We start from the raw sequence: 22,986 nt of genomic DNA, 5'->3' as shown, positions 1-22,986 counted from the left end.
ATCGTGTTTCGAACTATGCTTTTTCATGGTCTCGCCCTCGCTGCCGTTGGCTTCTTCGAACACCACCGTGGCACTGTGATGCCTCGGCGGGGGCGAGTCCATCGATTACACAGATTGGTGGTGGACACACATCGGTGGTTGGACACAGGCCGCCGTTTATCCGCGAAAGGGCCGGGCCTGCTGGCCAATTTTCACCCGCCGTTCACTGTTGCCGCCGCTACCGTATTCGCGGGTAAACCCGCTCCTACGCAGATTGGTGGTGGACACACATCGGTGGTTGGACACAGGCCGCCGTGTAGGAGCGGGTTCACCCGCGAAGAGGCCGGTGCAGCCTGCAAAGAATCAGGCCATGGACCGCAGTGCCCCCCCCTTCAAACTCTGTGCTTCCTCCCTAGCTGTGAGCATTCGGCAGCTGCTCGTCAAACGCCTGCCAGCCTCCACCCAGCGCCTTGTACAGCCCCACCAGCGCCTGCGACACCGCCGCCGAGCTGTCGATCCATTGCTCCTCGCTGGCCAGCAGCGCGCCTTGCACCGTCAGTACATTGAGAAAGTCCACCGCCCCTTCCACATACTGGCGCTGGGCGGTTTCCAGGGCGATACGGTTTTGCCGCACGGCCTCGGCAAGGTGATCACGGCGCAACTGACTGGCGTTGTACAGGCGTAGCACATCGTCAATTTCATGCCAGGCCCCCAGCACCACCTTGCGATAGTTCAGCGCGGCTTCCTGCTGTTGCGCCTCGCGCAGTTCCAGGGTGCCCTTGAGCCGGCCGCCTTCGAAGATTGGCAGCGACAACTGCGGACCGAAGGCAAACCGGCGCGAATCCCAGCCACCGAAATCCGACAGCTGCATGGCCTGGAAGCCGACACTGCCCGACAGGCGGATGCTCGGGTAGAAATCCGCCTTGGCCACGCCAATGCTGGCGGTGGCGGCATGCAGGCGGGCCTCGGCCTGGCGGATGTCCGGGCGGCGCTCGGCCAGTTCGGACGGCAAGCCGATGGCAAATTTCTGCTGCGGCACGGGCAACTCGCCGCCTTGCAGCAATTCGGCCTGGAGGCTGCGCGGCCGCTCGGCAGCGAGCAGGCTGAGGGCATTGATCAAGTCATCACGCCGCGCTTCCAGGCTCGGCAGGCGCGACTCGATAGACGCGACCTGGGCGCTGGCCTGGGCCACATCCAGGCGCGTGGCAACACCTTCGGCCTGGCGGTCCTGGGACAGCTTCAGGCTGTGCCGGGCGACCCTGAGGTTATCCTGCGTCACATCGAGGGTGTGCTGCACGGCACGCAGCTGGATGTAATTGCCGGCGGTTTCCGAAAGCAGCGCCAGCAGCACGCTGCGGCGGTCATTCTCGGCCACTTCAACCGTGGCATCGGCAGCCTCGACCTGACGCCGCACACGGCCCCACAGGTCCAATTCCCAACCGGCCACCAGGTCACCCTGCCAGAGGTTGAAGGCTTCTTTCCCGGCCTTGCCGGACGGATCGCTCAAGCCATCGGCGCTGTTGCGCGCGCGGCTGTAACCGGCGTTCACGTCCACCGACGGTACTTCATCGGCAGCCAAGGTGCTGCGCAGGGCACGGCTTTGCAGCAGCCGCGCGCTGGCCATCTGCAAGTTGAGGTTGCGCTCGGCAACGCGTTGGATCAAGGCACTAAGCTTTGCATCGTGGAAGGTTTCCCACCAGCGCAGTTCCAGCGGTTCGGCCTGCGGCTGGCTGGCTGCCGCCTCGCCTTGCAGCGGCGCCCACTGCTGCGGGGACTGGCTATCTGGACGCATGAAATCCGGGCCCTGGGTGCAGCCGGCCAGCAGCACGGCCAGCAGCAACGGGCTCAAGCGCAATCCCGTTTTCATCGCGCACTTACCTCTTTGCCGTCCAGCTTGTCGCCACGGGTGTCGATGGTGGCTTCTACCGACATGCCCACACGCAGGCGGGTGAGCAGTGGCTGGCCATCATCGAAAACGATCTTTACCGGAATGCGTTGCACCACCTTGGTGAAGTTGCCGGTGGCGTTGTCTGGCTTGACCGCGGCGAAGGTTACGCCGGTAGCCGGGGCAATGCTTTGCACATGGCCTTGCAGGGTTTCGCCGGAGAAGGTGTCGACGCTGATGCGCACCGGCTGGCCCGGCTGTACGTGGGTCAGCTGGGTTTCCTGGAAGTTGCCGACCACATAAGCCTGCTGCAACGGCACCACCGACAGCAGGCGGGCACCCGGGTTGACGTAGGCCCCCACGCGCAGGGCGCGTTCGCCGACCATCCCGTCCACCGGCGCTGTGATGCGGGTGTAAGACAGATCGAGCCGGGCCTTTTCCAGGCCTGCTTCGGCGCGCTTGAGCTGGCCATCGGCGCTGGCCACTTGAGCCGTGAGGATGTCCACCTGCTTGCGCGCCGCCACCCGCGCCGCTTGAGCGTTGGCCAGGCGAGCACGGGCTTGATCGACCGCGCTGCGCGCCTGCTGGGCGTTCTGCACGGTACCTGCGCCCTGCTCGGCAAGGCGGCTGTAGCGGTTGACTTCATGGTCGGCGAACGCCACCTCAGCCTGGGCCGCCTTCACTGCCGCTTCGGCCTGGGCAATCAGCGCATCCTGGCGTTCAAGCGTGGCGCGGGCATCGGCGCTCTGTGCCTGGGCTACCAGCAACTGCGCCTGCGCAGCATCCAGCGCGGCCTGGTAGTCACGCGCATCGATGGTCGCCAGCAACTGGCCAGCCGTGACCTGCTGATTGTCTTCCACCAGCACTTGCTTGATGAAGCCGGCGACTTTGGGCGCGACCACGGTGTAGTCAGCGGTCACATAGGCGTCATTGGTACTCTGGCGGTGGTCGCTGCCTAAGATCCAAGGGCCGACGATGCCGGCCAGGACGGCCACGGCCAGCACCGAGCCGATGAGAAGGGTTTTGCGGTTGTTGGTCATTTCAATAGTTCTCGACATCGTCCAGGGTTCAAGCCACCGCACGCGGCGGATAGACCCGGGTAGGCACGAAAGGAATCAGGCAGATCAGGGCCACGGCGATACAGGCCAGCACCAGATAGAGGTCAGCCGAGGTCAATACCTGCGCCTGGTCGTGAATGCGCTTGGCCAGGCCGGCGGCGTTGCCGTCGACCAGCGGGGCGTTACCCAAGCTGTCCACCAGGTGATTGGAATGGAAATGCCGGCGCAGGGTGCCAAGCACATCCAGCAGGCCACCGGCGATGACGGCGGCCAGGCCCTTGACGGTGTTGAACCAGCTGGAGGCGAACGGGCCTTCCTGCGGGGTCATGCCATTGGTTGACAGCATCAGCAACGGCAGCACGGCCATCGGCTGGCCGAACACCTGCAGCAGGTAGAACGGGTAGAAGTCGCCACGGATCCACTCGCTGGTCAGCAGGCTGCTGCCAACACAGGACGCCGCAAGCATCGCCAGGCCAATGCCCAGCACCCAGCGGCAGTCCACTGCGCGGATGTTGCACAGTGCCGCTGTCAGCGGCAGGGCGATCAGTTGCGGCATGGCCACCAGCATCATCAACGGGCTGGTCTGCGCTGGGCGATAGCCCTGGATCTGCGCAAGGTAGGCCGACGGGATGCTGCCCACACCCGAGAGCACGACCAGTACACCGGCCAGGGTCACCAGGGCGAAACTCAGGTTGCGCCGCTGCAACAAGCGCAACTGGAAGAACGGCAACGGCTCGGACCACTCGTTGTACATGAACAACACCAGCAACAGCAGGCCACCGCCCAGCAGCCAGCAGATCAACGGCGAGTCGAACCAACCCCAGCGGTCGCCCAGCGACAGGCCAAGTACGGTACAACTGATTGCAGGCAGCCCCAGCAGTACGCCTCGCCAGTCGAACTGTTTGAAACGCTCCAGGCGCAGCGGGTCCTGCGGCAGCCCCCAGCCTACGCAGAAAATGGCCAGCAGCGAGGGCAGGATGATCTGCCAGAACGCCCATTGCCAACCGACGTATTCGGTCCACAGCCCCGCCAGCGGCGTGCCGAGGTTGGGGCCAAAGGTGGCGGTCAGGGCGTAGCAGGCCAGGCCATAGACCTTGATACCTGGCGGCAGAAAGCGCAGGGCCACGCTCATCAGCATCGGCGGCAAGGCGCCAGCGGCAAAGCCCTGCAGTACGCGCAGCAACATCAAACTGTGCAGATTGGGGGCGAACGGTTGCAGCAGGCCAAGCACGGCGAACAGACCAATTGCGCTCATGGTGAAGCGCCGCAGCGAGAAGGTCGTGGCCAGCCACGGCGCAAAGGCCATGGCTGAGACCGAAGCGGCGCTGTATACCGCCAGCAACCAGGCCCCTTCGTCGGCACCAATGCCCATGGCGCCGCGGATATCGGCCAGGGAAATCTTGGTTACCGACTCGTTGAGGCCGGCGCACAGCACAGCCAGCAACACACCGAACAGCCCGACCACCACCTGCAGGCCAAACGCCGTCTGCGCAGGCGCGGCCGGCGCGGGGGCGGCGGCCAGCGCCGCAGAGGGCGCCGTCAGGGAAGTCATGAGAATACATCTCCAGCAACAATTTCAGGGCTGGGGCAAGTTTAAGAAGGTCGAATGCTGACGAAAACTGACTTGTCGGTAGTTTTATATTGCGTCAGACGCAATCCATGCCTGAATCACGGATCGATGCGGCCACACGCTTTCAACGTCTGGCGCAACCAACGGTGCGCGGGGTCGTTGTCGAAGCGCGGGTGCCACGCCTGCATCACATTGACCTTCTCCAACGGCACCGGGATCTCGAACGAGCGCAATGGCAACTTCAACCGCTGCACACTGTTGAGGATATTGGCGGGTATCGGCAGGATCAGGTCCGAATCCGGCAGCGAGAACATCGCCGAGTGGAAGCTGGTGGTGATCAGGGCCACGCGCCGCTCCACCTTGTGGTTGGCCAACGCCACATCGATCGGCCCGTTGGCACGGCCGCGTCGAGACACGCTGATCTGCGGGTAGGCGGCAAAACGCTCAGGGGTGATCGGGGCATCGAAGATAGGGTGGCCCACACGCGCCAGGCCTACAAAGTAAGTATTGAACAGGCTCTGCACCTTGATTTCCGGGCCCAGTTCAATGGCCGAGCTGATGATCAGGTCGATATGCCCGTTGCGCAGCACTGCATCATCGTCACCACTGCCCTCCGGGACAAACCGCAACACCGTACGCGGCGCCTGGGCCAGCATCATGCGCAGCAGCTGGGCGCCGTAAAGGGCAATGAACAAATCATTGGTGCGGATGTTGAAGGCACGGTCCAGGTTGACCAGGTCGACATCGTCACGGCTGCGGAACACCTGCCCGGCCTGCTCCACCAGGCCATGCACCTGCTCGCGCAGGGCCAACGCACGGGGCGTAGGCACCAGGCCACGGCCGGCGCGCACCAGGATCGGGTCACCCAAGGCATCGCGGATACGCCCCAATGTCCGGCTCATGGCCGCCGGGCTCAGGTTCATGCGCTGCGCTGCGCCCACCACGCTGCCCTCGTCGAGCAAGGCATCGAGGGCGACGAGCAGGTTCATGTCCGGGAGTTGCATGGCCGTTTTCCGTTACAGCTGCGGGAAACGCGATGGTAGCAGGTTGGTGGATTGCATCAGACGCAATGCGCTCTTGCGTGGTGGGGCATTTATTCACTGGGCGTATTCGGCCTTAAATGAAGCATTGGCAGGTCTGGCCTTTTCGCGGGCGCGCCCGCTCCCACAGGCCCCCCACAATTCCCGAATGTTGTGCGACACACCTGTGGGAGCGGGCATGCCCGCGAAAGGGCCGATCCTGCAGACCCACAAGCCAGCCTCTGCCAAGGATTCCAATGCCCAGCCCCGTCCTGATCGCCATCGACGCCTCCCCCGCCTCCAGCACCCTGCTCACCCTCGCCCGCCGCTACTGCCGCCCCGGCGAACACGAACTGCACGTGCTGCTGGCCATCGACTCCACCTTCGCCGTGCATGAGCAACCTGCGCCCTACACCGCCGAGGAACTGGAAGAATACCCCGCCGCCTGCGAGGAACAGCAGCATGCCGACCACGCCGTAGCCGAGGCCGTGCGCGAGCTGCAGCAAGCCGGCTTCACCAGCCTGGGCTGCATGGCGGCCGGCCAGCCGGTTGAAGCGATTGTGGCCAAAGCGCAGGAATTGAACTGCGAACTGATCATCATGGGCCACCGCCACCTGTCGCGGTTGGGGCGGTTGCTGGACCCGTCAATCAGCGCGAAGGTGATTGACCGGGTAGACATGCCAGTGTTGGTGGGCTCTGCCTGACCGCTCATCACCGTGGTAATGCACCTGCATTGACGAGGCAATGCAATCGCATTACCTTGGGCCGTATCGCTGTCACCCACAGGACATTACTCATGGCTGCCACCTTCGACGTCGAGTCCACGCTGACCGATCGCTATCAAACCACTGTTCCCGAAACGGTGCGGCGCGCCTTGGGCTTGAAAAAACGTGACAAGATCCATTACTCGATTCGCCCCGACGGTGGGGTGATACTCACCCGCGCAGAGGCAACCGAGGACGATCCGGTACTGGGCAAATTTCTGGATTTCCTGGCACACGATATCGCTACCAACCCTCAACGGCTGCAGGTTGTCGATGCTGGCCTCATCGCGCGCCTCGACAAGCTTGTCGGCGACGCGGAGGTCGACCTGGATCAACCTCTGTCGGCGGACGATGAATGAGTGATGCGAGCAGGAAGCCTCTGGTTATTCATGGATGGACTGTAATTGCCCACCCGCTGTTCCTGGCCAAACTGGACGCGCTAAGCGCTCAAGTCGAGGCTCAACGGGACAAAGACCCAACGGGTTATACGAAAAGAAATACCTTTAAAAGGCTGGCCGCCATCCGGCGGTTGGCGTTCGATGTAATCCCTCAAGACCCGACCAAACCCGAATACCGGCAAGGGGCAACACTTGGCGGTGACCACAAGCACTGGTTCAGAGCAAAGTTCTTCCAGCAGTACCGGTTGTTCTTCCGCTACCACACCCCCAGCAGGATCATCGTACTGGCCTGGGTCAATGACGAGTCGAGCAAGCGGGCCTATGAAAGTAGCGACGATTCTTACAAGGTCTTTCAAAAGATGTTGCATAGCGGCCACCCACCGGACGATTGGGACCAGTTGCTGCAAGAGGCTGCCGCAGATTGAGCCGACTGGCTAATACGCATGCATCAGCAGGGCTCCCACAGATGATGCGGGAGGCCGGGATGGTCGCGAAGGTCAACCTTCGCCAGGCTTGACTACCACCGTACACGTCGTCCCCGCCGCCAGCAAAAACCCTTCCGGCACTTCATCGATGTGAATACGTACCGGCACCCGCTGCGCCAGGCGCACCCAGTTGAAGGTGGGGTTCACGTCGGCGATCAGCTCGCGGCTTTGCGGGTTGTCGCGGTCGTAGATACCGCGGGCGATGCTCTCCACATGCCCTTTGATGCGCTCGCCGCTCATCATCTGCAACTCGGCCTGGTCACCCACCTTCACGTGGGGCAGCTTGGTTTCCTCGAAGAACCCGTAGACCCAGAACGAATTTTCGTCGACCACCGCCATCACCGCCTCACCCGTGCGCGCATAGTCGCCCTTGTGGATATTCAGGTTGGTCACGTAGCCGTCCACCGTGGCCACGATGTGGGTGCGCTTTAGGTTCAGCTCAGCCGCAGCCAGTTCGGCCAGGGCCTGCTGGTAGTCAGCCTGGGCGGAGTTGGCGATGTTGCTGGCGTCTTCACGGTTCTCCTTGGAGATCACCAGGTTGTCCATGTCGGCACGGCGCTTGGCATTGACCTTGCGCATTTCCCAGGTGGCCTTGCGCGAAGCGACCAGCGCCTTTGCCTGGTCGACCGCCAGTTGGTAGTGCTCGGGGTCGATCTGGATCAGCAGGTCGCCCTTCTTCACCCGCTGGTTGTCCTTGACCGGTACAGCCACCACGTAGCCGGGCACGTCGGCAGCGACGTTGATGATGTCGGCCCGCACACGGCCATCACGGGTCCAGGGCGTGGTCATGTAGTGCAGCCACAACTGGCGACCGATGGCCACGGCAGCGACCAGCACCAGCAGGGTGGCGATCAGGCTGAAGAACTTTTTCATCGAAGGATTCTCACCAGTAGACAGTCAGCGCCATGGCGCCGAACAAGCAGACGAACAGGCTCAGGCGCAGCAGCGCCGGGTGCCAGAAGAAGCGGTAGCCATCATGGCTGGCAATGAACCGGTCCAGGCCCCAGGCCAGGCCCAGGGCAAACAGGAACATCAAGGTCATGGTGGGCATGTACACACCATGGAAGGCGATTTCACGAGGCATGGTGCAGTCCTTTCGCCGGTGCCAGTGGCGACTGTGGGTCCAGCAGGGAAGAACGGATGAAGTGCAGGTAGCTTTGCACGCGGCGCAGCACAGAGGTATCGAAGTGCCGGGCGAACGGCTCGTCGGTGGCCTGCACGCGGGCGATGGCGTGGTCCACTGCCACCAGTGCGCGTTCATGGTTGCTGGCGCTAGGCTGCAGGAACAGCCGGGCCAGAGCGCGGCCCATGACACGGATTGCCTGGCGCCACGGCTGCGACTCGGCATAGGCCGGGTGCACCGGCGCGCGGGCTTGCTCCTTACGCAGCTCAATGACGGCGTGGCCGATCTCCAGCACGGTGAACATCCAGCCCATCAGTTGGCTCTGCACCTGCGGCTTGCCGGCCGCCAGGCCATAGGCCTGGTGCAGCAGGTCGCGGGTGCGGCTTTCGAAGGCCGAGCCCAGGCCGCGCAGGCGGCCGCTGATGGCGAACAGCACCTGCTCGCGCAACGCCTGCTCCAGGCGGCTCCACAGCCAGCGGCTGTTGGGCGGCAGGATGATCGCCCCGGCGGCGGCACAGACGAACATGCCGATCACCATACCGATGTAGTCGTTGATGAAGGTGTACGGGTCATAAACGGTGAGGTTGTTCGGCACCGAGCCAATCGCGAAGAACACCAGCAGGCCGATGCCATAACCGGCGTAGGCAGGGCGCGACGAAAGAAACGCGCCCAGCATGAACACAGGCGCCAGCACCATGCACAGCAGCGGAAAACCGTCGATCCAGGGGAACACGAAGAAGGTTTCGAAGAAGCCGACAAAAGCGCCGATGGCCGTGCCGCACGCCATCTGGAACGACATGCGCTTGGGGTTGGGTGACGCCGCCGAAAGGCATACGGTGACCGTGGCGATCAGGGTCATCATGGCGCCGCTGGGCCAATCGCTGAGCAGCCAGTAACTGCCCAGCAGCAACAGCACTGCCGAGGCCCGCACACCCGCCGCCAGCGATACCAGCCAGCTGGTCTGCGCCACGTAGGGCTCGTCCCACTGCTCGCGCTCGTGCTTGTGCGCGGCCAGTGAGGCATGGGTTTCGGCGTAGCTCAACATTTCGTCGACGAAGCGGTACAGCAGCTCGAACGCGGTATGAAAATCGAGCAGGTCGGACTCGCTGGGGTCCGTTGCCAGGTACTCAGCCCGCAGCCCTCGCACCTGGGCCTGCAGGCCTTCCTTGTAGGCGGCCAGCTCCAGGGTCAGGCGCAGCGCATCGGCGTCAGTCAACGCCCGGCCCACATAGGGCTGCAGCAACTCCATCAGGGTGTTCAGGCCAGGTTCGATGGCACTGACGATCTGCAGCGGGCCACGGGCGCGCAGGCGCTCCAGCAAGCGGTGCAAGGCATTGAAACGCGTGGTGACGGCCATGAACTCGCTGTTCATGCGCACCAGCCGACCACTGCGACGGCGCATGTGCGGGTCTTCGAAAGCGGTGACGTTGCGCAGGCTCTCAAGGCCCACTGCCTCTGCCACGAAGCGCACGTTGCTGCTCTCGAAGCGGTCCTTTTGGCTATCGCCATGCAGGGCCTCGACCACCACCCCGGCAAACACGCCAAAGCGCTGGTACAGGGCGTTGCGCATCGCGGCACTGGCCGACTGCGGCAGGATCGCGGCACTGACGAAGGTCGACACCAGAATACCCAGGGCAATTTCCAGCGCCCGCCATACCGCTGCCATGAACGCCTGGTCGGGGTGTTGCAGCACCGGCAGGCCGATCATCGCTGCGGTGTAGCCGGCCAGCACGAAACCATAGGCGCGGAAGGTGCGGTAGCGCATGGCACCGGCCGAGCACAGGCCCACCCACAGGGCCAGGCTGGGCAGAAACAGCTCGGTGTTCTGCGGAAAGATGGCGATCAGCGCCACCATCATCGCCGAACCCGCCAAAGTACCGAGCACCCGGTAGAAGCTTTTCGCGAACACATGCCCGCTTTGCGGCTGCATGACGATGAAAACAGTGATCATCGCTGTACGCGGTTGCGGCAGCTCCAGGCGCATGGCCAGCCACAAGGTGATGAACGCAGCGGCCAGCACCTTGAAGATGTACACCCAGGTCACGCCGTCGGTGCGCGCCCAGGCAAAGAAGCCCCGATGCCATTCCAGGCTTTGCAGCCAGCGCACGGGCAAACTGGAAGTGCTCATTCGGCGTTATCCGGCTTCTTGTCGAAAATGGCCAAGGTGGCCGGGGTTTTCGGTGCAGCCTGGCGTTCCTCTTTCGGCGCATCCTGACCGGCCTGCAGGCCACCACCCAGGGCGGTGACCAGCTCGGCATGGGCAATCAGGCGGGCGGCTTGTACCTGCTGCTGCACCTGCTGCTGGCGGAACAGCAAGGTCTGCGCGTTGAGCACGTTCAGGTAGTCGGTGAGGCCGCGCTGGAACGCGACCATGGCGATGTCGTAGGTTTTCTGCGCAGCGGCGACCGACTCTGCCGCGAAGTGCGACTGCTCTTTCATCGACTCGCGGCGGATCAACTGGTCGGAGATGTTCTTCAGTGCACCGACCACCGTCTGGTTGTAGCGCGCCACGGCTACGTCGTAGCCGGCAGAGGCCACCCCCAACTGCGAGCGCAGGCGGCCACCATCGAAGATCGGCAGGCTGATGGCCGGGCCGACGTTGTAGTTGAACTTGCGCCCGGTGAGAAACTCCAGCGGGCCACCACCGGTCGCCATGAAGCCCAGGCTGCCGACCAGGTCGACATTGGGGAAGAAGCCGGCGTGGGCAACGTCGATGCCGCGCGCCTGCGCGGCCACTTGCCAGCGGCTGGCGACCACGTCAGGGCGCTGGCCGACCAGTTCGGCGGGCAGGTTCGAGGGCAGTTTCAATGGCGCGGCCAAGACCAGGGCCGGGCGCTGCAACTGCGCGCCGTCCCCCGGGCCCTTGCCGGCCAGCGCCGCCAGTTGGTTGCGGGTCAGGGCAATTTCTTCGTCGAGGCTGTCGAGCTGGCGGTGGGTTTCCGGCAGCGGCGCTTCGGCCTGGCTGACTTCGAAATGGGTGCCGATACCAGCATCCAGGCGACGCTTGGCCAGGGCCAGGATCTGCTCCTGCTGTTCCAGTTCGGCCTTGACGATATCGCGCTGGGCAAAATGCAGGCTCAGCTGGATGTAGGCACGCACCACATTGTTCTGCAACTCCAGCTGCGCCTGGCGGGCTTCGGCCACGCTCATGTGCGCCTGGTCCACGGCCTGCTCGCTGGCATTGCGTTCACGGCCCCACAAGTCGAGGGCGTAGCTAAAGCCGATGGCAGCGTTGTTGTCCCAGGTGTTGGCACCGGACAGCGCGCCAGGGCCATAGAACTGGTCTTCCGGCCAGTTGTGGCGCTTGAGCGTAGCCTGGCCGTTGGCCTGGAGCTTTTCCGCCGACTCGACCACACCGGCCATGGCCTTGGCTTCGCGCACTCGCGCTGCGGCCATGGCCAGGCTCGGGCTACCGGCCACGGCCAGGGCAACCCAGCGGTCCAGCTGCGGGTCGCCATAGGCGCGCCACCACTGCTGGTTGGGCCAGTGAGCGTCGGTCGCGGCTTCGCGAATGGCCGCGTCGGTGGTCAAGGTATTGGCTTGCAGCGTCTTGCTTTGCGGGGCGATGCCCCAGGTTCCGATACAACCACTCAAGGCGAGGGCAAGGGCACAGGCACTGAACGCCTTGAGCGTTCTGATGATGCGACGCGGCACAGCTGCGATTTCCCGAGGAAGAAGTGAAGAGGCCGAGCAATTCTAGGGGGCGGCAGCACTGGCGATAAGCGCAGATTCCTGCGAATCTTTGTTACCAAAACAGCGATAATCCGCCTTTGGTCGAAGGCAACTTTTTCTCTTTTCTAGGTTACTTCGTGACACAATTTTGTCCTCTACCTCGAGAGTGACCCATGGACACCCTGCAAAACATGCGTGCTTTCAGTTGCGTAGCCCAATTAGGCAGCTTTACTGCCGCGGCGGCGCAACTGGATACGACCACCGCGAACGTGTCGCGGGCGGTCTCCAACCTGGAAGCCCATCTGCAAACAAGGCTGCTCAACCGAACCACCCGCCGCATTGCGCTGACCGAAGCCGGCAAGCGCTACCTGATGCGTTGCGAACAGATTCTTACCTACGTCGAAGAAGCCGAGGCCGAAGCCAGCGACGCCCATGCGCGCCCGGCCGGGCAGTTGAAGGTGCATTCGATGACCGGGGTCGGCCAGCACTTCGTGGTCGATGCCATCGCCCGCTACCGCGAAACGCACCCGGACGTGACCTTCGATTTGACCATGGCCAACCGCGTGCCTGACCTGCTCGACGAGGGTTATGACGTCTCCATCGTGCTGGCCACCGAACTGCCCGACTCGGGGTTCGTTTCACAGCGCCTGGGCATCACCTACAGCATCGTCTGTGCCTCGCCCGCCTACATCGCCAAGCATGGTGTAGCGCACAAGCCTGCCGACCTGCTCAGGCACGCCTGCCTGCGCATGGTCAGCCCGGTCATACCGCTGGAGAAATGGCTGTTCGATGGCCCGGAAGGCCAAGAGATGGTCAACATCACCAGTTCGCCGTTCATGGTGAATACCGCCGATGCCATGAAGACTGCGATCCGCAGCGGCATGGGCGTCGGCGTGTTGCCGATCTATTCGGCTATCGAGGGCCTGCGGGACGGTAGCCTGGTACGGGTGCTGCCCGAGTATCGCCTGCAGGAGCTGAACCTGTATGCCATCTATCCATCGCGGCAGTATCTGGATGCCAAGATCAAGACCTGGGTCGAGTACCTGCGCAACTCGCTGCCAGAGATTCTTGCCGCACATGAGGCAGACCTGAAAACCCATCAGGTGCTGATCGCCAACTAAAAAGCTGCTGCATTGCGGGGGCGGACAATGGTAGGTTGCTAACCATTGATTTCGCCTGTTCCGGCCCTTCGCGGGCAAGCCCGTTCCTACAAGGCACCGCGCCTCTGTAGGAGCGGGCTTGCCCGCGAAAAGGCCAGCACAGCCCCACCCCGCCTTGCAGAGAAGTTGCCCGATGAAAAAGACCGTCCTGGCCTTCAGCCGAATCACCCCGGCCATGGCCGAACGCCTGCAGCAAGACTTCAACGTGATCCTGCCCAACCCCAAGCTCGGCGACATCAGCGCCCAGTTCAACGAAGCCCTGCCAGAAGCCCATGGCCTGATCGGCGTTGGCCGCAAGCTCGGCCGCGTCCAGCTTGAGGGTGCGGCCAGGCTGGAGGTGGTGTCCAGCGTGTCGGTCGGCTATGACAACTACGACCTCGACTACTTCAACGAGCGCGGCATCGCACTGACCAACACCCCTGACGTGCTGACCGAAAGCACCGCCGACCTGGGCTTCTCACTGATCATGGGCTGCGCCCGCCGCACTGCCGAACTGGATGCCTGGACCAAAGCCGGCAACTGGCAGGCCACCGTGGGCCCGGCCCACTTCGGCAGCGATGTGCATGGCAAGACCCTGGGTATCGTCGGCATGGGCAACATTGGTGCAGCAGTGGCGCGCCGTGGCCGCTTCGGCTTCAACATGCCGATCCTGTACAGCGGCAACAGCCGCAAGACCGCGCTGGAGCAGGAACTGGGCGCGCAGTTCCGCAGCCTGGACCAGTTGCTGGCCGAGGCCGACTTCGTGGTGATCGTGGTGCCATTGTCCGATGCCACCCGCAAGCTGATCAGCAGCCGCGAGCTGAAGCTGATGAAGCCGAGTGCGTTCCTGATCAACATTGCCCGTGGGCCGGTGGTGGATGAAGCGGCGTTGATCGAGGCGCTGCAGAACGGCACCATCCGCGGCGCAGGCCTGGACGTGTACGAGAAAGAACCGCTGAGCGATTCGCCGCTGTTCAAGCTGCCCAATGCGCTGACCTTGCCGCACATTGGCTCGGCCACAGCCGAAACCCGCGAGGCCATGGCCAACCGGGCGATCGACAACCTGCGTGCGGCGCTGCTGGGCGAGCGGCCGCGGGACCTGGTGAACCCGCAGGTGTGGAAGGGCTGACCGTTTTGGAGTGCCTGTGCTGGCCTCTTCGCGGGTAAACCCGCTCCTACAATTTGGAGTGCCTGTGCTGGCCCCTTCGCGGGTAAACCCGCTCCTACAATTTGGAGTGCCTGTGCTGGCCCCTTCGCGGGTAAACCCGCTCCTACAATTTGGAGTGCCTGTGCTGGACTCTTCGCGGGTAAACCCCCTCCTACAACGGGTGTGCACTGCCCTGTAGGAGCGGGTTTACCCGCGAAAGGGCCGGCCCAGGCAACCATCATCTATTTGGCGACCACAACACCCTCAGCCCCCCTGGCCCGGGGCTTGCGAAACACCAGCACATTCCCCGCCATCACTGCCACCAAACCGAGCAAGGCCGGCGCCGTCCACTGATAACCCTCGGCCACCGCCGACACATTCAACGCCACCAACGGGAACAGCACCGTGCAGTAAGCTGCCCGCTCCGGCCCCATGCGCCCGACCAAGGTCAGGTAGGCAGTGAAGGCAATCACCGACCCCGGCACCACCAGGTACAGCAGCGAACCGATGTAGCGCGCATTCCACTCCATGCTGAACGGTACGCCGCTGACCACACAGAACACCGCCAGCATCACCGCCCCATAGACCATGCCCCAGGCATTGGTCGTCATCGGCTTGAGGCCGGCCTTCTGCTGCATGCTCGACAGCATGTTGCCGGCCGAGAAGCACAGCGTGCCCAACAGGGCCAAGCCAAGGCCGTACAGGGTTTCGCGGCTGGCTGCGTGATGCGACAGCTCCGGCCAGAACAGCAGGCCCAGGCCAAGCAGGCCCAAGGCACCACCGCCAAGCACATTGGTGGCGATCTTCTGGCCGAAGAAAATTCGGGCGTTAAGCGCGTTCCACAGTGTGGCAGTTGAGAACACCACCGCGATCAGGCCGCTGGCGATCCACTGGCTGGCGCAGAGGAAGCAGATGAAGTTGACGCAGAACAGGCACAGGCCCTGGGCCAGGCAGATCTGGTGGCCACGGCGGTTCATGGGTTGCAACTGGCGGGTAATCAACAGGAAAGCAAACAGGATCAGGCCGGCCAGGGCGAAGCGGTAGACGATCGACACCGGGATCGCGACCACGCCTAGCTGGAGTTTCAGGGCGATCCAGGTGGTGCCCCAGATCAGGACGGTGAGCAGATAGAGTGACAGGTTCATGGCGGCAGTTCCTTGGGCCTTTGGAAATCGGTGCCCGGCGCTTGGCGGGTAAACCCGCCCCCACAGGGATGACCAGTGTTCTTTCGATCGGCCTCTGTCAGCTTGCATAAACTTGCGCTTTTCTTGCGCCGGTAGATGTCACTCGATCCAGTGCACAGTAGGATGGCTGGCAAGAGGACCCGCCAATGACGCCACTCAACCAGTTGCAAGTGTTCAACGCCATGCATGCCTCGCCCCACGCAAGGCTGGAGCTGAGCGCGCACCTGGGCGACGGCCTGGCGGCGGCGTTGTGGAGCAACCGTGACGATGCCCGCGACTACCAGGCACCCAGCCATCACACCCTGTCGTGCTACATCGCCGACGGCACCGGCACTTTCCGCCGCCAGCGCCCGGCCGACAAAGGTGCACCCGACAAGCTGTGCGTGATGCCGGCCGGGCAGGAATCGAACTGGGTCGTCAATGGCGCGATCCGCCTGGCGCACCTGTATGTCAGCGAGGCGCAGTTCGCCTTGGGCTGTGTGCGTCTGCTCGACCGGGAACCGCGCGAGCTGCAACTGCAGGAAGCAACCTTTCTGGACGACCCGCAGCAGGCTGCACGCTTTCGTCAATTGATCCAGTTGGACTGGGACGAGCCTAGTGAGCGCCTGCTGGCCAGCAGCCTCGCGCACGAGATCGTTGACCATGCGCTGCTCAGCCAGGTCGGGTTGCGCCAAGGCCTGCGCCTGAAAGGCGGGCTGGCGCCAAACCTGCGCCGACAACTGGCAGACTACATCGAGGCACACCTGGACCAGCCCATCACCCTGGGCGAGCTGGCGCTGCGCTGCAACCTGTCCGAATACCACTTTGCGCGCATGTTCCGCGCCAGTTTCGGGCTCCCGCCGCACCAGTATCTGCTGGCCCGGCGGCTGCACCGGGCGTGCCAGCTGTTGCGCCTGGGCGTGTTACCGCTGGGGGAGATTGCCTTGTTGTGCGGGTTTGCCAGTGCCAGCCATTTCAGCAACCGATTTCGACAGGCCCTGGGTGCCACACCTGGCGAATACCGCAGCGCCTTTGTCATCTGAAACCGGGGCCGCTCTGCAGCCCCCGATGACCTAGAACTCGAAGGTGCTCGACAAACTTACCTGCCGCGCATCGCCTACCGCCACAAAGTACTGGTTCACCGCCGAGCTGTAATAAACCTTGTCGAACAGGTTCTTCACGTTCAGCTGCAGGCGCACGTTGTGTTCGTCGAGTTTGGTTTCATAAGTGGCAAACGCATCGGCAACGGTATAGCTCGGCAGGTCGAAGGTGTTGGTCGAGTTACCAGAACGTTCGCCTACATAACGGGCGCCGGCACCGAAGCGCAGCCGGTCCCCCCCGAACAGGCTGCCAAAGTCATACACCGCCGACAGCGAGCCGCTGTGCCGGGCCACGTTCTGCAGGCGGTTGCCCTGAAGATCAGGGTCCTTGGTTACCTTGGCATCGGTCAGTGCATAACTGCCGATCAGGCTCCAGCGCTCGCTGAGCTGGCCGGTCACATCGAGCTCCACACCGCGTGAACTGACCTCACCCGCATTGCTGTAGACCGTCTCGCGTGTGATGGCGTCAATGTTCGAGACCAGTACATTGCGTTTGGTGATATCGAACAACGCCAGGGTGCCCGTGATGCGGCCCGGCATGTCGAGCTTGGCGCCCAGCTCCCACGACTTGCCCTCCTCAGGTGCCACCGAGGCGTCGAGCACAACATTGCCGGTCAGCGGCGCGATGGTCGAGTTGGGCTTGAACGACTCGCTGTAGCTGCCATAGAACGAGAGCTGGTCGTCCACTTTGTAGACGATACCGGCGTGGGGGACCCAGGCCTGGCCACTGATGTCGGTATTGGCCTTGAACGGGCGACCGCGGCCAGCGTACTGGTCGTACTGCTGAAAACGCGCACCAGCTACAAGGATCCAGTGCTCATCGAGGTGCAGCGCATCCTGCACGAACAGCGCATCGGTGCGCAGCTTGTCGGTCTGGTCGCTGTCGCTGGCGCGTACGTTGGTGCCCTCCACTTCCTGTCCGTAGACCGGGTCCAGATAACTGAACGTGGACTGCGGTGTCTGGCGGATCAGGTCACCGCGAAAGATCTTGCGGTCTTCATGGTCGATGCCAAACAGCAGGTCATGCTGCATCCCCGCCAGCTCGACATTGCCATTGAGGCTCAGGGTCACGAACTGGTCACGACTCATGGCATTGTGAGTGCCGTCGATGCTGCGTGTCAGCGTGCCTTGGGTTTCATTGACGCCGGTCACGCGAACCTGGCTGGCATCGTAGGTCTCACGATTGAAGCTGTAGCCAACGTGCAGCTTCCAGTCATCAGCCAGCTGATGATCGACTTCCAGGCGATACAGGTCGGAACGCCCTTCCATGTCGTTGAACGGCTCATCCAGGCGGCGCGTGGCGGGGATGTTCAGCGGGTGGCCGTTGTTGCCGAACGCGGTGCCACGGTCGAAGGGGTAGAGAAACTCACGGTGCTCGTAGGCCAGCACCACCTGGGTGTCTTCGCCCAGCCAGGCCAGCGACGGCGCCACCAGCGATTCGCGGTGCACGCCATAATTGCGCCAGTAGTCCTCGTCTTCGTGGTCGACGATCAGGCGGTAGGCGAAGTTGCTGTCACCCAGTGCGCCCGTGCTGTCGAGCCCGCCACCGCTGCCGTTCTTGCCGCTGCCATAGGTCGAGCCGCGCACAGTCAGGGCGTTGTACTGCTGCAACTGCGGACGCTTGCTGACCACGTTGATGACCCCACCCGGGTCCTGGATACCGTACAGCAACGAGGCAGGCCCCTTGAGCACTTCGACCCGTTCGGTGCTGGCGTTGAGGTTGCGACCCTGCACCACGGGCATGCCATCGCGCATGATCGAGCCGTCGCGGTTGTCGCCGAAGCCACGCTTCATCACCGTATCGGACGTGCCGCCGAAGTTGTTGCCCTGGGTAATGCCGCTGACGTTGGTCAGGGCGTCATCGAGGTTGCGCGGGGCCTGGTCGCGGATGACCTGTGCCGGTACCACGTTGATTGCCTGGGGGATGTCCTGGTTCGGCCCCTGCCCGCGCATGATCGAAGCGCTGGCCGGGGGCTGGTAACTGTAGTCGTCCAGCTGCGAGGTCACGGTGGTGGCCTGTAGGTTGAGGGCGGCGGAAGTGTCTACAGGTTCGAGGGTCAGGGTACGTGCGTCGACGCGGCGCCAGGCCAGCCCAACGTTGCCCAGCAGTTGTTGCAGCGCCTGCTCGGCGCTGAACCGACCATTCAGCGCTGGCGCTTGCACGCCCGGCAGTTCGAGGGTGTAGACCACGCTCTGGCCGGTGGTGCGGCTGAAGGCATTCAGGGCCTGGGCCAAGGGTTGGGCCGGCTGGGCGAAGGTATAGGCCTGCAGTTGCTCGGCCGCGCTCACCAGGGGGGCGACAGCGAAGGCCGGGAGCGCAACAAGGCCGAACCAGAGAGGGACGCAACGCGGGGAGAACTTCATGGACGCTGACCTGTGGAAGGGTGATTACTGCGAATCAATCGCACTTTCACTCATTACACGGATGCCACGTGCTGTTACCTCACCTGTGCCTGGAAATATTTTTGCTGTGCCGGCCTCTTCGCGGGTGAACCCGCTCCTACAGGGGGGGACGCTGTAGGAGCGGGTTCACCCGCGAAGAGGCCGGCACAGGCAACTACCGAATCAGGGTCAAACGCCCCAACACGGTCTGCCGTGAAAAACCCATCACCTTGCCCAGCGAATCCAGCGCCAGCAGCGGCTCGGCCACCGGGAAGCTGCCGCTGACCTTGCGCTGCCCCAGGTCACCATCGAGCAACAGGATGCGCCCTGGGTAATAACGCCCAAGGTCTTCGATCACCTGCGCCAACGGAACCTGATAATAGTTCAGCCAACCTTGGCGCCAGGCCAGGCGGTTGTCACTGTCCACCGCCAGGGTGTCGCTTACCCTGCCCGCGCTGTAGGTAGCCTGCTGGTTGGCAGTCAGTTCTCGCGCCAAAGTGCCCTGCGCGGGGCTGACGCCCACACGCCCGCTGCGTACCGTCACCTGGGCACCCTCGCCTTGCTCACGCACCTCGAACTGGGTGCCGAGCACCCGCACTTCGCCGCCGGCAGCTTCCACCAGGAACGGCTCACCGGTATGGGTAACCTCGAAGAACGCCGCGCCATGCAGCAACCGCACACGGCGCTCACCCTGGGCGAAATCGACCGCAATGGCGCTACCGGCATCAAGCGTCACCTGCGACTGGTCGGCCAAGGTCACCTGGCGAATCTGCCCGGCACTGCTGTAGTCCGCCTGCAGGTCCTGCAACCAGTACCCCGGGTGCCAACCACCAGCGACGCCCACGGCCAGCACCAGGCAGGCTGCCAACGCCAACCCTGCCACCCGCCGCCAGCCGCCACGCGCCGGTGGTCTGGCCATGGCATCGAGGTAGCGCTGCAGGGCGTCCTGCTCTTCGTCCGCCAGCCGCGCCGCCGGGGCGGCGCTTTTCTGCCACAGCACCTGGGCCTGTTCGTAGGCTGCGCGGTGCGCGGGGTCGGCCAGCAACCAGCGCTTGAATGCCGCCCCTTCGGCTTGCCCGGGTTGCCCGTTGATCCGGTTGAACCATTGCAGGGCAGCCTGAAACTGCGCCTCGGTGATCGGCGGTAAACGGCTCATCGACGGGCGCTCCCTGGCCGGCGTGGGGTGGACGCGGGCTCGGCAACACTCGCCTTGCACGCTTCAAGGGCGCGCATCATATGCTTTTCCACGGCGCTCTGTGACAGCTGCATGGCTTTGGCGATCTCGCTGTACTTGCAGCCGTGAATGCGGTTGAGCAGGAAGATCTGCCGGGTGCGCTCGGGCAAGGCACGCAAGGTGGCCTCGATACGCTGCAAGTCATGGTCGACCTCCACGGCCTGCTCAGGGGCCTGGGCCAGGCTCGCCTCGTTCACCGGCACAGCGGCTTCGGCCACGCGTTCGCGGCTACTTTCGCTGCGCAGGTGGTCTATGGCCAGGTTGCCCGCACAACGCAACAGGTAAGTGTCCAGCGCCTCGACCTTGACCTCGGGGCGACGCCAGAAACGCAGGAACAACTCCTGGACCAGGTCCGAAGCGGTGGCGCGGCAGCCGACCCGACGGCTTACCAGCGCCTCCATACGCGCACGCTGGGCCTGGAACACCTGAACGAAACGTGCACGTGCGCCTGCGCTGTCAGCGTGAGGCTCGATGATATCCCCTGGCTCGCTCACGGGGGTCACACGGCAAACACGGCGAGCATCGGGCCCAGCACCACGCTGACGGCAGCCAGGCCCAGCAGCAGACGAGGCTGGTACGGCAGGCCGAACACCCACAGTGTTACCCCGGCCATCATCACCGCGGTCCACTCCACCAGGCCGAGGGCCCAGCCACGCTGGTGCACGCTGAGCACCAGCGACAGTATCAGCAGCAGCCAACCTGCGACACGCAACAGGTGCAAGTGGCGCGGGCGCGGCTTGCGCCCGAGCAAGTCGCTGAAGTGCTTTTCCATCGCCAGGCACAGGGCAACGAAGCCTGCAAAGGCGATCAGTGCGTTACCCAGCATCAGCTCGCCCCCACCGTTTCAATGCTCGGCTTTTTTGTCGCACGCGCGGCGCGCTTGGCTACGGGCGTGGGGCTGGCCAGCATCTTGCGGGCCAGCCAGGCCAGAAACAGGCCGGTCCCCAGGGCTGTCAGATCGAAGCCGGCCATGGCCCAGTCGCCCTCCAGTACCGAATGGTTCAAGCCCCGGTCAGTCGTCAGGCCATTGAGCAACGGCAGCAGGGCGAAGGCCAGCGCACCCAGCGCCAGTTGCTCGCCCCAGGCCTTGCGCCCGCTACGCAGCACGGCGTGCACCAGCGACAAGCCCCAGACGATGAAGAAAGCATTCACTTCCCAGTCAGCCCGGCCTTCGACAGCCAAGGGCACCAGGCGGTTGGCCCAGAAGAAGCCCGCCACCGCCAGCAACAAGCCACTCATGCTGGCAATATTGAGCACCTCGACCAAACGCAGCTCACCTGGCATATGCCCGTTCCTGGCGTGCTTGAGCTGGCGCTTGCCCAGCCACATCACCAACCCGGTACCAATCACTGCAGTACCGGCCACGCCAAAGAAGAAATACAGCCAGCGCAGCCAAGGCCCGGCGAAGTTACCCATGTGCAGCCCGGCGAAACTGAAGGCGGTCATCATTACTCCGCTCTCTGGCTTGCCCTGGCTCAACAGCGCACCACTGGCCCCATCGAATGTCCAGTTGGCACTACGCCGATAGGCCACGTGGTCGGCTGCCGATTGGGTGAAGGTGACGCGGGCATTGCTGTCGCCCGGGTTCTGCACCTGGATGTTGCCGACACGCGCCCCCGGCTGCAGCTCCTGCACCTTGGCGTACAGGCTCGGCAGCGCTACCAGCGGCGTGGCCACCTGGGCCGCCTTGGGCGCATCGTTGCGGCCAAACAGGTCGTTGAAGTACTTGTCGGTGTCATTGCCGTAGCTGGCCATGATGCCCGCCGGCATCACCATGTACATGAACAGCACCAGGCTGCTGTAGCTGATCATCAGGTGGAACGGCAGCACCAGCACGCCGATGGCGTTGTGCCCGTCCAGCCAGGAACGCTGCCCCTTGCCAGGGCGGAAGGTGAAAAACTCCTTGAAGATCTTCTTGTGGGTAATGATGCCGGTGACCAACCCCAGCAGCATGATGAAAGCGCAGAACGTCGAGAGCCAACGGCCAACCGGGTAAGGCATCTGAAGCTGGAAGTGAAAGCGGTAGAAGAACTCACCACCGCGGCTGTCACGTGCTGCCACCGGCTGGCCGGTCTGGGTATCGAGGGTTTTTCTGACAAAGCCACGTGGGCCGCCGCTGGGGTCGCGGTAGCCCACACTCAAGGCGGCCTCCCGTTCGTTCGGCAGGCGAATGAACCAGGTACGCGAATGCCCTGCATTGTCCTGCAGGTAACGTTGAGCGACAGCCAGGCTATTGATCGGGTCCAAAGCATGGCTGCGTACTTCAGGCTGTGACCAATGAGTGATTTCTTCCTTGAAGTACGACAGCGTGCCGGTCAGGAAGATGGCGAACAACAGCCAGCCGAAGATCAGGCCAGTCCAGGTGTGCAGCCAGGCCATGGCCGGGCGGAAGCCTTCTTTCATGCGTTTTTCATCCAGTAGGCAACGCCGCTGATCACGCTCAGCAGCAGGCTTGGCGCCAATACGCCCAACCAGGCGCGAAAGGCGCTGCGGCAGGCAAAACACCAGATGAACGCCAGCAGGTAGAAGACGAACGACAGCAGCAGGCCGATGAGCGTGGCATCGACCTTTGGCAGTGGGGCCAGCAAGGCAATACAGACGCTCGCGAGGGACGCCAGCAGGTAGCCACCCAGCAACGCGGCAAGGCTACGGGAGGTCACGGCCAGGCGATAGCTGAGGGGAAGGCCGGCGGTTTTGCGCGTCATGGCGGGGTCCGGGCGTTTTAAAGGCTGCAATAATAATGATTTCAATTCTCATAAGCAAAGCCCAGAATCCTCTCCCCGTTTGGCCACGATAACGGCACGTCGCAGCCCGCCAATCTGCAACAAGAAATTTATTTTCCAAAAGGGCTTGAATTCGTCTCGCGCT

At 63.5% G+C, this 22,986-nt stretch carries 21 protein-coding genes; 6 read left to right on the top strand and 15 right to left on the bottom strand.

Annotated elements, in window-relative coordinates:
- Positions 1–391: 391 nt before the first annotated feature.
- From ACYCCG_RS22080 to ACYCCG_RS22065, 4 genes are all read right to left on the bottom strand, one after another.
- Positions 392–1,846: an efflux transporter outer membrane subunit gene (locus ACYCCG_RS22080; RefSeq protein ID WP_339444080.1), complete on the bottom strand. Its 1,455-nt coding sequence runs from the start codon at positions 1,844–1,846 to the stop codon at positions 392–394.
- Positions 1,843–2,904: an HlyD family secretion protein gene (locus ACYCCG_RS22075; protein WP_176682577.1), complete on the bottom strand. Its 1,062-nt coding sequence runs from the start codon at positions 2,902–2,904 to the stop codon at positions 1,843–1,845. Before ACYCCG_RS22075 ends, ACYCCG_RS22080 begins: the two co-directional genes overlap by 4 nt.
- A 28-nt stretch (positions 2,905–2,932) precedes the next feature.
- Positions 2,933–4,474, bottom strand: coding sequence for an MFS transporter (locus ACYCCG_RS22070; protein WP_176682576.1), 1,542 nt, complete (start codon positions 4,472–4,474; stop codon positions 2,933–2,935).
- 116 nt (positions 4,475–4,590) lie between these two features.
- Positions 4,591–5,496 carry a LysR family transcriptional regulator gene (locus ACYCCG_RS22065; protein WP_016497993.1) on the bottom strand — a complete coding sequence of 302 codons (906 nt, stop codon included), beginning with the start codon at positions 5,494–5,496 and terminating at the stop codon, positions 4,591–4,593.
- A 272-nt stretch (positions 5,497–5,768) separates the two neighbouring features.
- Between ACYCCG_RS22065 and ACYCCG_RS22060 the strand changes: the two genes are divergently transcribed.
- The 3 genes from ACYCCG_RS22060 (at position 5,769) to ACYCCG_RS22050 (ending at position 7,098) form a co-directional block, all read left to right on the top strand.
- Entirely contained in the window at positions 5,769–6,215 is a 447-nt protein-coding gene (locus tag ACYCCG_RS22060; RefSeq protein ID WP_209963584.1) for a universal stress protein, read from the top strand.
- A 92-nt stretch (positions 6,216–6,307) separates the two neighbouring features.
- Entirely contained in the window at positions 6,308–6,634 is a 327-nt protein-coding gene (locus ACYCCG_RS22055; protein ID WP_014859917.1) for a type II toxin-antitoxin system PrlF family antitoxin, read from the top strand.
- Positions 6,631–7,098 (top strand): type II toxin-antitoxin system YhaV family toxin, encoded by a 468-nt coding sequence (locus tag ACYCCG_RS22050; protein ID WP_459671770.1) that lies wholly within the window; start codon positions 6,631–6,633, stop codon positions 7,096–7,098. Before ACYCCG_RS22055 ends, ACYCCG_RS22050 begins: the two co-directional genes overlap by 4 nt.
- 72 nt (positions 7,099–7,170) lie before the next feature.
- Here ACYCCG_RS22050 and ACYCCG_RS22045 read toward each other — a convergent pair whose 3' ends face one another.
- From ACYCCG_RS22045 to ACYCCG_RS22030, 4 genes are read right to left on the bottom strand one after another with little or no spacing between them, the layout of a single operon-like run.
- Positions 7,171–8,031: an efflux RND transporter periplasmic adaptor subunit gene (locus tag ACYCCG_RS22045; protein WP_209963581.1), complete on the bottom strand. Its 861-nt coding sequence runs from the start codon at positions 8,029–8,031 to the stop codon at positions 7,171–7,173.
- 10 nt (positions 8,032–8,041) lie between these two features.
- Positions 8,042–8,242, bottom strand: a complete 201-nt coding sequence (locus tag ACYCCG_RS22040; protein ID WP_009685040.1) for a DUF1656 domain-containing protein — start codon at positions 8,240–8,242, stop codon at positions 8,042–8,044.
- Positions 8,232–10,409 carry an FUSC family protein gene (locus ACYCCG_RS22035; RefSeq protein WP_459671768.1) on the bottom strand — a complete coding sequence of 726 codons (2,178 nt, stop codon included), beginning with the start codon at positions 10,407–10,409 and terminating at the stop codon, positions 8,232–8,234. Before ACYCCG_RS22035 ends, ACYCCG_RS22040 begins: the two co-directional genes overlap by 11 nt.
- Complete coding sequence (locus tag ACYCCG_RS22030; protein WP_339444077.1) at positions 10,406–11,935, bottom strand: efflux transporter outer membrane subunit; 1,530 nt, start codon at positions 11,933–11,935, stop codon at positions 10,406–10,408. The genes ACYCCG_RS22035 and ACYCCG_RS22030 overlap by 4 nt, the downstream gene beginning before the upstream one ends.
- Positions 11,936–12,126: 191 nt before the next feature.
- On the opposite strand from ACYCCG_RS22030, the gene ACYCCG_RS22025 reads away from it, so the two are divergent.
- The gene (locus ACYCCG_RS22025; protein WP_392513827.1) at positions 12,127–13,074 is read left to right on the top strand and encodes a LysR family transcriptional regulator; all 948 of its coding nucleotides are present in this window, start codon (positions 12,127–12,129) and stop codon (positions 13,072–13,074) included.
- A gap of 172 nt (positions 13,075–13,246) precedes the next feature.
- Positions 13,247–14,221 carry a 2-hydroxyacid dehydrogenase gene (locus ACYCCG_RS22020; protein WP_209963568.1) on the top strand — a complete coding sequence of 325 codons (975 nt, stop codon included), beginning with the start codon at positions 13,247–13,249 and terminating at the stop codon, positions 14,219–14,221.
- Between the two features lie 260 nt (positions 14,222–14,481).
- On the opposite strand, the gene ACYCCG_RS22015 is transcribed toward ACYCCG_RS22020, so the two are convergent.
- Positions 14,482–15,384: a DMT family transporter gene (locus ACYCCG_RS22015; RefSeq protein WP_459671765.1), complete on the bottom strand. Its 903-nt coding sequence runs from the start codon at positions 15,382–15,384 to the stop codon at positions 14,482–14,484.
- A 185-nt stretch (positions 15,385–15,569) separates the two neighbouring features.
- Here ACYCCG_RS22015 and ACYCCG_RS22010 point away from each other — a divergent pair, with 185 nt between their 5' ends.
- A complete protein-coding gene (locus tag ACYCCG_RS22010) occupies positions 15,570–16,445 on the top strand; it encodes an AraC family transcriptional regulator (RefSeq protein WP_339444076.1) in 876 nt (291 codons plus the stop codon).
- Positions 16,446–16,475: 30 nt separating this feature from the next.
- Here the strand turns inward: ACYCCG_RS22010 and ACYCCG_RS22005 are convergent, their stop codons facing one another.
- The 6 genes from ACYCCG_RS22005 to ACYCCG_RS21980 all read right to left on the bottom strand — a co-directional run bounded on the left by ACYCCG_RS22005 (position 16,476) and on the right by ACYCCG_RS21980 (position 22,823).
- Positions 16,476–18,866, bottom strand: a complete 2,391-nt coding sequence (locus ACYCCG_RS22005; protein ID WP_459671764.1) for a TonB-dependent siderophore receptor — start codon at positions 18,864–18,866, stop codon at positions 16,476–16,478.
- Positions 18,867–19,059: 193 nt separating this feature from the next.
- Positions 19,060–20,040 (bottom strand): FecR family protein, encoded by a 981-nt coding sequence (locus tag ACYCCG_RS22000; protein WP_176682566.1) that lies wholly within the window; start codon positions 20,038–20,040, stop codon positions 19,060–19,062.
- On the bottom strand, positions 20,037–20,612 hold the full coding sequence (locus tag ACYCCG_RS21995; RefSeq protein ID WP_108191314.1) for an RNA polymerase sigma factor: 576 nt from the start codon (positions 20,610–20,612) through the stop codon (positions 20,037–20,039). The genes ACYCCG_RS22000 and ACYCCG_RS21995 overlap by 4 nt, the downstream gene beginning before the upstream one ends.
- 5 nt (positions 20,613–20,617) lie before the next feature.
- Positions 20,618–20,944 (bottom strand): DUF3325 domain-containing protein, encoded by a 327-nt coding sequence (locus ACYCCG_RS21990; RefSeq protein WP_176682564.1) that lies wholly within the window; start codon positions 20,942–20,944, stop codon positions 20,618–20,620.
- A complete protein-coding gene (locus tag ACYCCG_RS21985) occupies positions 20,944–22,521 on the bottom strand; it encodes a PepSY-associated TM helix domain-containing protein (protein WP_459671761.1) in 1,578 nt (525 codons plus the stop codon). Before ACYCCG_RS21985 ends, ACYCCG_RS21990 begins: the two co-directional genes overlap by 1 nt.
- Positions 22,518–22,823 (bottom strand): DUF3649 domain-containing protein, encoded by a 306-nt coding sequence (locus ACYCCG_RS21980; protein WP_459671759.1) that lies wholly within the window; start codon positions 22,821–22,823, stop codon positions 22,518–22,520. Before ACYCCG_RS21980 ends, ACYCCG_RS21985 begins: the two co-directional genes overlap by 4 nt.
- Positions 22,824–22,986: the final 163 nt, after the last annotated feature.

This window comes from Pseudomonas sp. VEM90 (assembly GCF_054611535.1).
This window is presented reverse-complemented; position numbering and strand designations above follow the sequence as displayed.

Excerpts from the sequence above, each read along its gene's own strand:
- ACYCCG_RS22080 (WP_339444080.1), bottom strand. The coding sequence starts at position 1,846 with ATGAAAACGGGATTGCGCTTGAGCCCGTTGCTGCTGGCCGTGCTGCTG.
- ACYCCG_RS22075 (WP_176682577.1), bottom strand. The coding sequence starts at position 2,904 with ATGACCAACAACCGCAAAACCCTTCTCATCGGCTCGGTGCTGGCCGTG.
- ACYCCG_RS22070 (WP_176682576.1), bottom strand. The coding sequence starts at position 4,474 with ATGACTTCCCTGACGGCGCCCTCTGCGGCGCTGGCCGCCGCCCCCGCG.
- ACYCCG_RS22065 (WP_016497993.1), bottom strand. The coding sequence starts at position 5,496 with ATGCAACTCCCGGACATGAACCTGCTCGTCGCCCTCGATGCCTTGCTC.
- ACYCCG_RS22060 (WP_209963584.1), top strand. The coding sequence starts at position 5,769 with ATGCCCAGCCCCGTCCTGATCGCCATCGACGCCTCCCCCGCCTCCAGC.
- ACYCCG_RS22055 (WP_014859917.1), top strand. The coding sequence starts at position 6,308 with ATGGCTGCCACCTTCGACGTCGAGTCCACGCTGACCGATCGCTATCAA.
- ACYCCG_RS22050 (WP_459671770.1), top strand. The coding sequence starts at position 6,631 with ATGAGTGATGCGAGCAGGAAGCCTCTGGTTATTCATGGATGGACTGTA.
- ACYCCG_RS22045 (WP_209963581.1), bottom strand. The coding sequence starts at position 8,031 with ATGAAAAAGTTCTTCAGCCTGATCGCCACCCTGCTGGTGCTGGTCGCT.
- ACYCCG_RS22040 (WP_009685040.1), bottom strand. The coding sequence starts at position 8,242 with ATGCCTCGTGAAATCGCCTTCCATGGTGTGTACATGCCCACCATGACC.
- ACYCCG_RS22035 (WP_459671768.1), bottom strand. The coding sequence starts at position 10,409 with ATGAGCACTTCCAGTTTGCCCGTGCGCTGGCTGCAAAGCCTGGAATGG.
- ACYCCG_RS22025 (WP_392513827.1), top strand. The coding sequence starts at position 12,127 with ATGGACACCCTGCAAAACATGCGTGCTTTCAGTTGCGTAGCCCAATTA.
- ACYCCG_RS22020 (WP_209963568.1), top strand. The coding sequence starts at position 13,247 with ATGAAAAAGACCGTCCTGGCCTTCAGCCGAATCACCCCGGCCATGGCC.
- ACYCCG_RS22015 (WP_459671765.1), bottom strand. The coding sequence starts at position 15,384 with ATGAACCTGTCACTCTATCTGCTCACCGTCCTGATCTGGGGCACCACC.
- ACYCCG_RS22010 (WP_339444076.1), top strand. The coding sequence starts at position 15,570 with ATGACGCCACTCAACCAGTTGCAAGTGTTCAACGCCATGCATGCCTCG.
- ACYCCG_RS22005 (WP_459671764.1), bottom strand. The coding sequence starts at position 18,866 with ATGAAGTTCTCCCCGCGTTGCGTCCCTCTCTGGTTCGGCCTTGTTGCG.
- ACYCCG_RS22000 (WP_176682566.1), bottom strand. The coding sequence starts at position 20,040 with ATGAGCCGTTTACCGCCGATCACCGAGGCGCAGTTTCAGGCTGCCCTG.
- ACYCCG_RS21990 (WP_176682564.1), bottom strand. The coding sequence starts at position 20,944 with ATGCTGGGTAACGCACTGATCGCCTTTGCAGGCTTCGTTGCCCTGTGC.
- ACYCCG_RS21985 (WP_459671761.1), bottom strand. The coding sequence starts at position 22,521 with ATGAAAGAAGGCTTCCGCCCGGCCATGGCCTGGCTGCACACCTGGACT.
- ACYCCG_RS21980 (WP_459671759.1), bottom strand. The coding sequence starts at position 22,823 with ATGACGCGCAAAACCGCCGGCCTTCCCCTCAGCTATCGCCTGGCCGTG.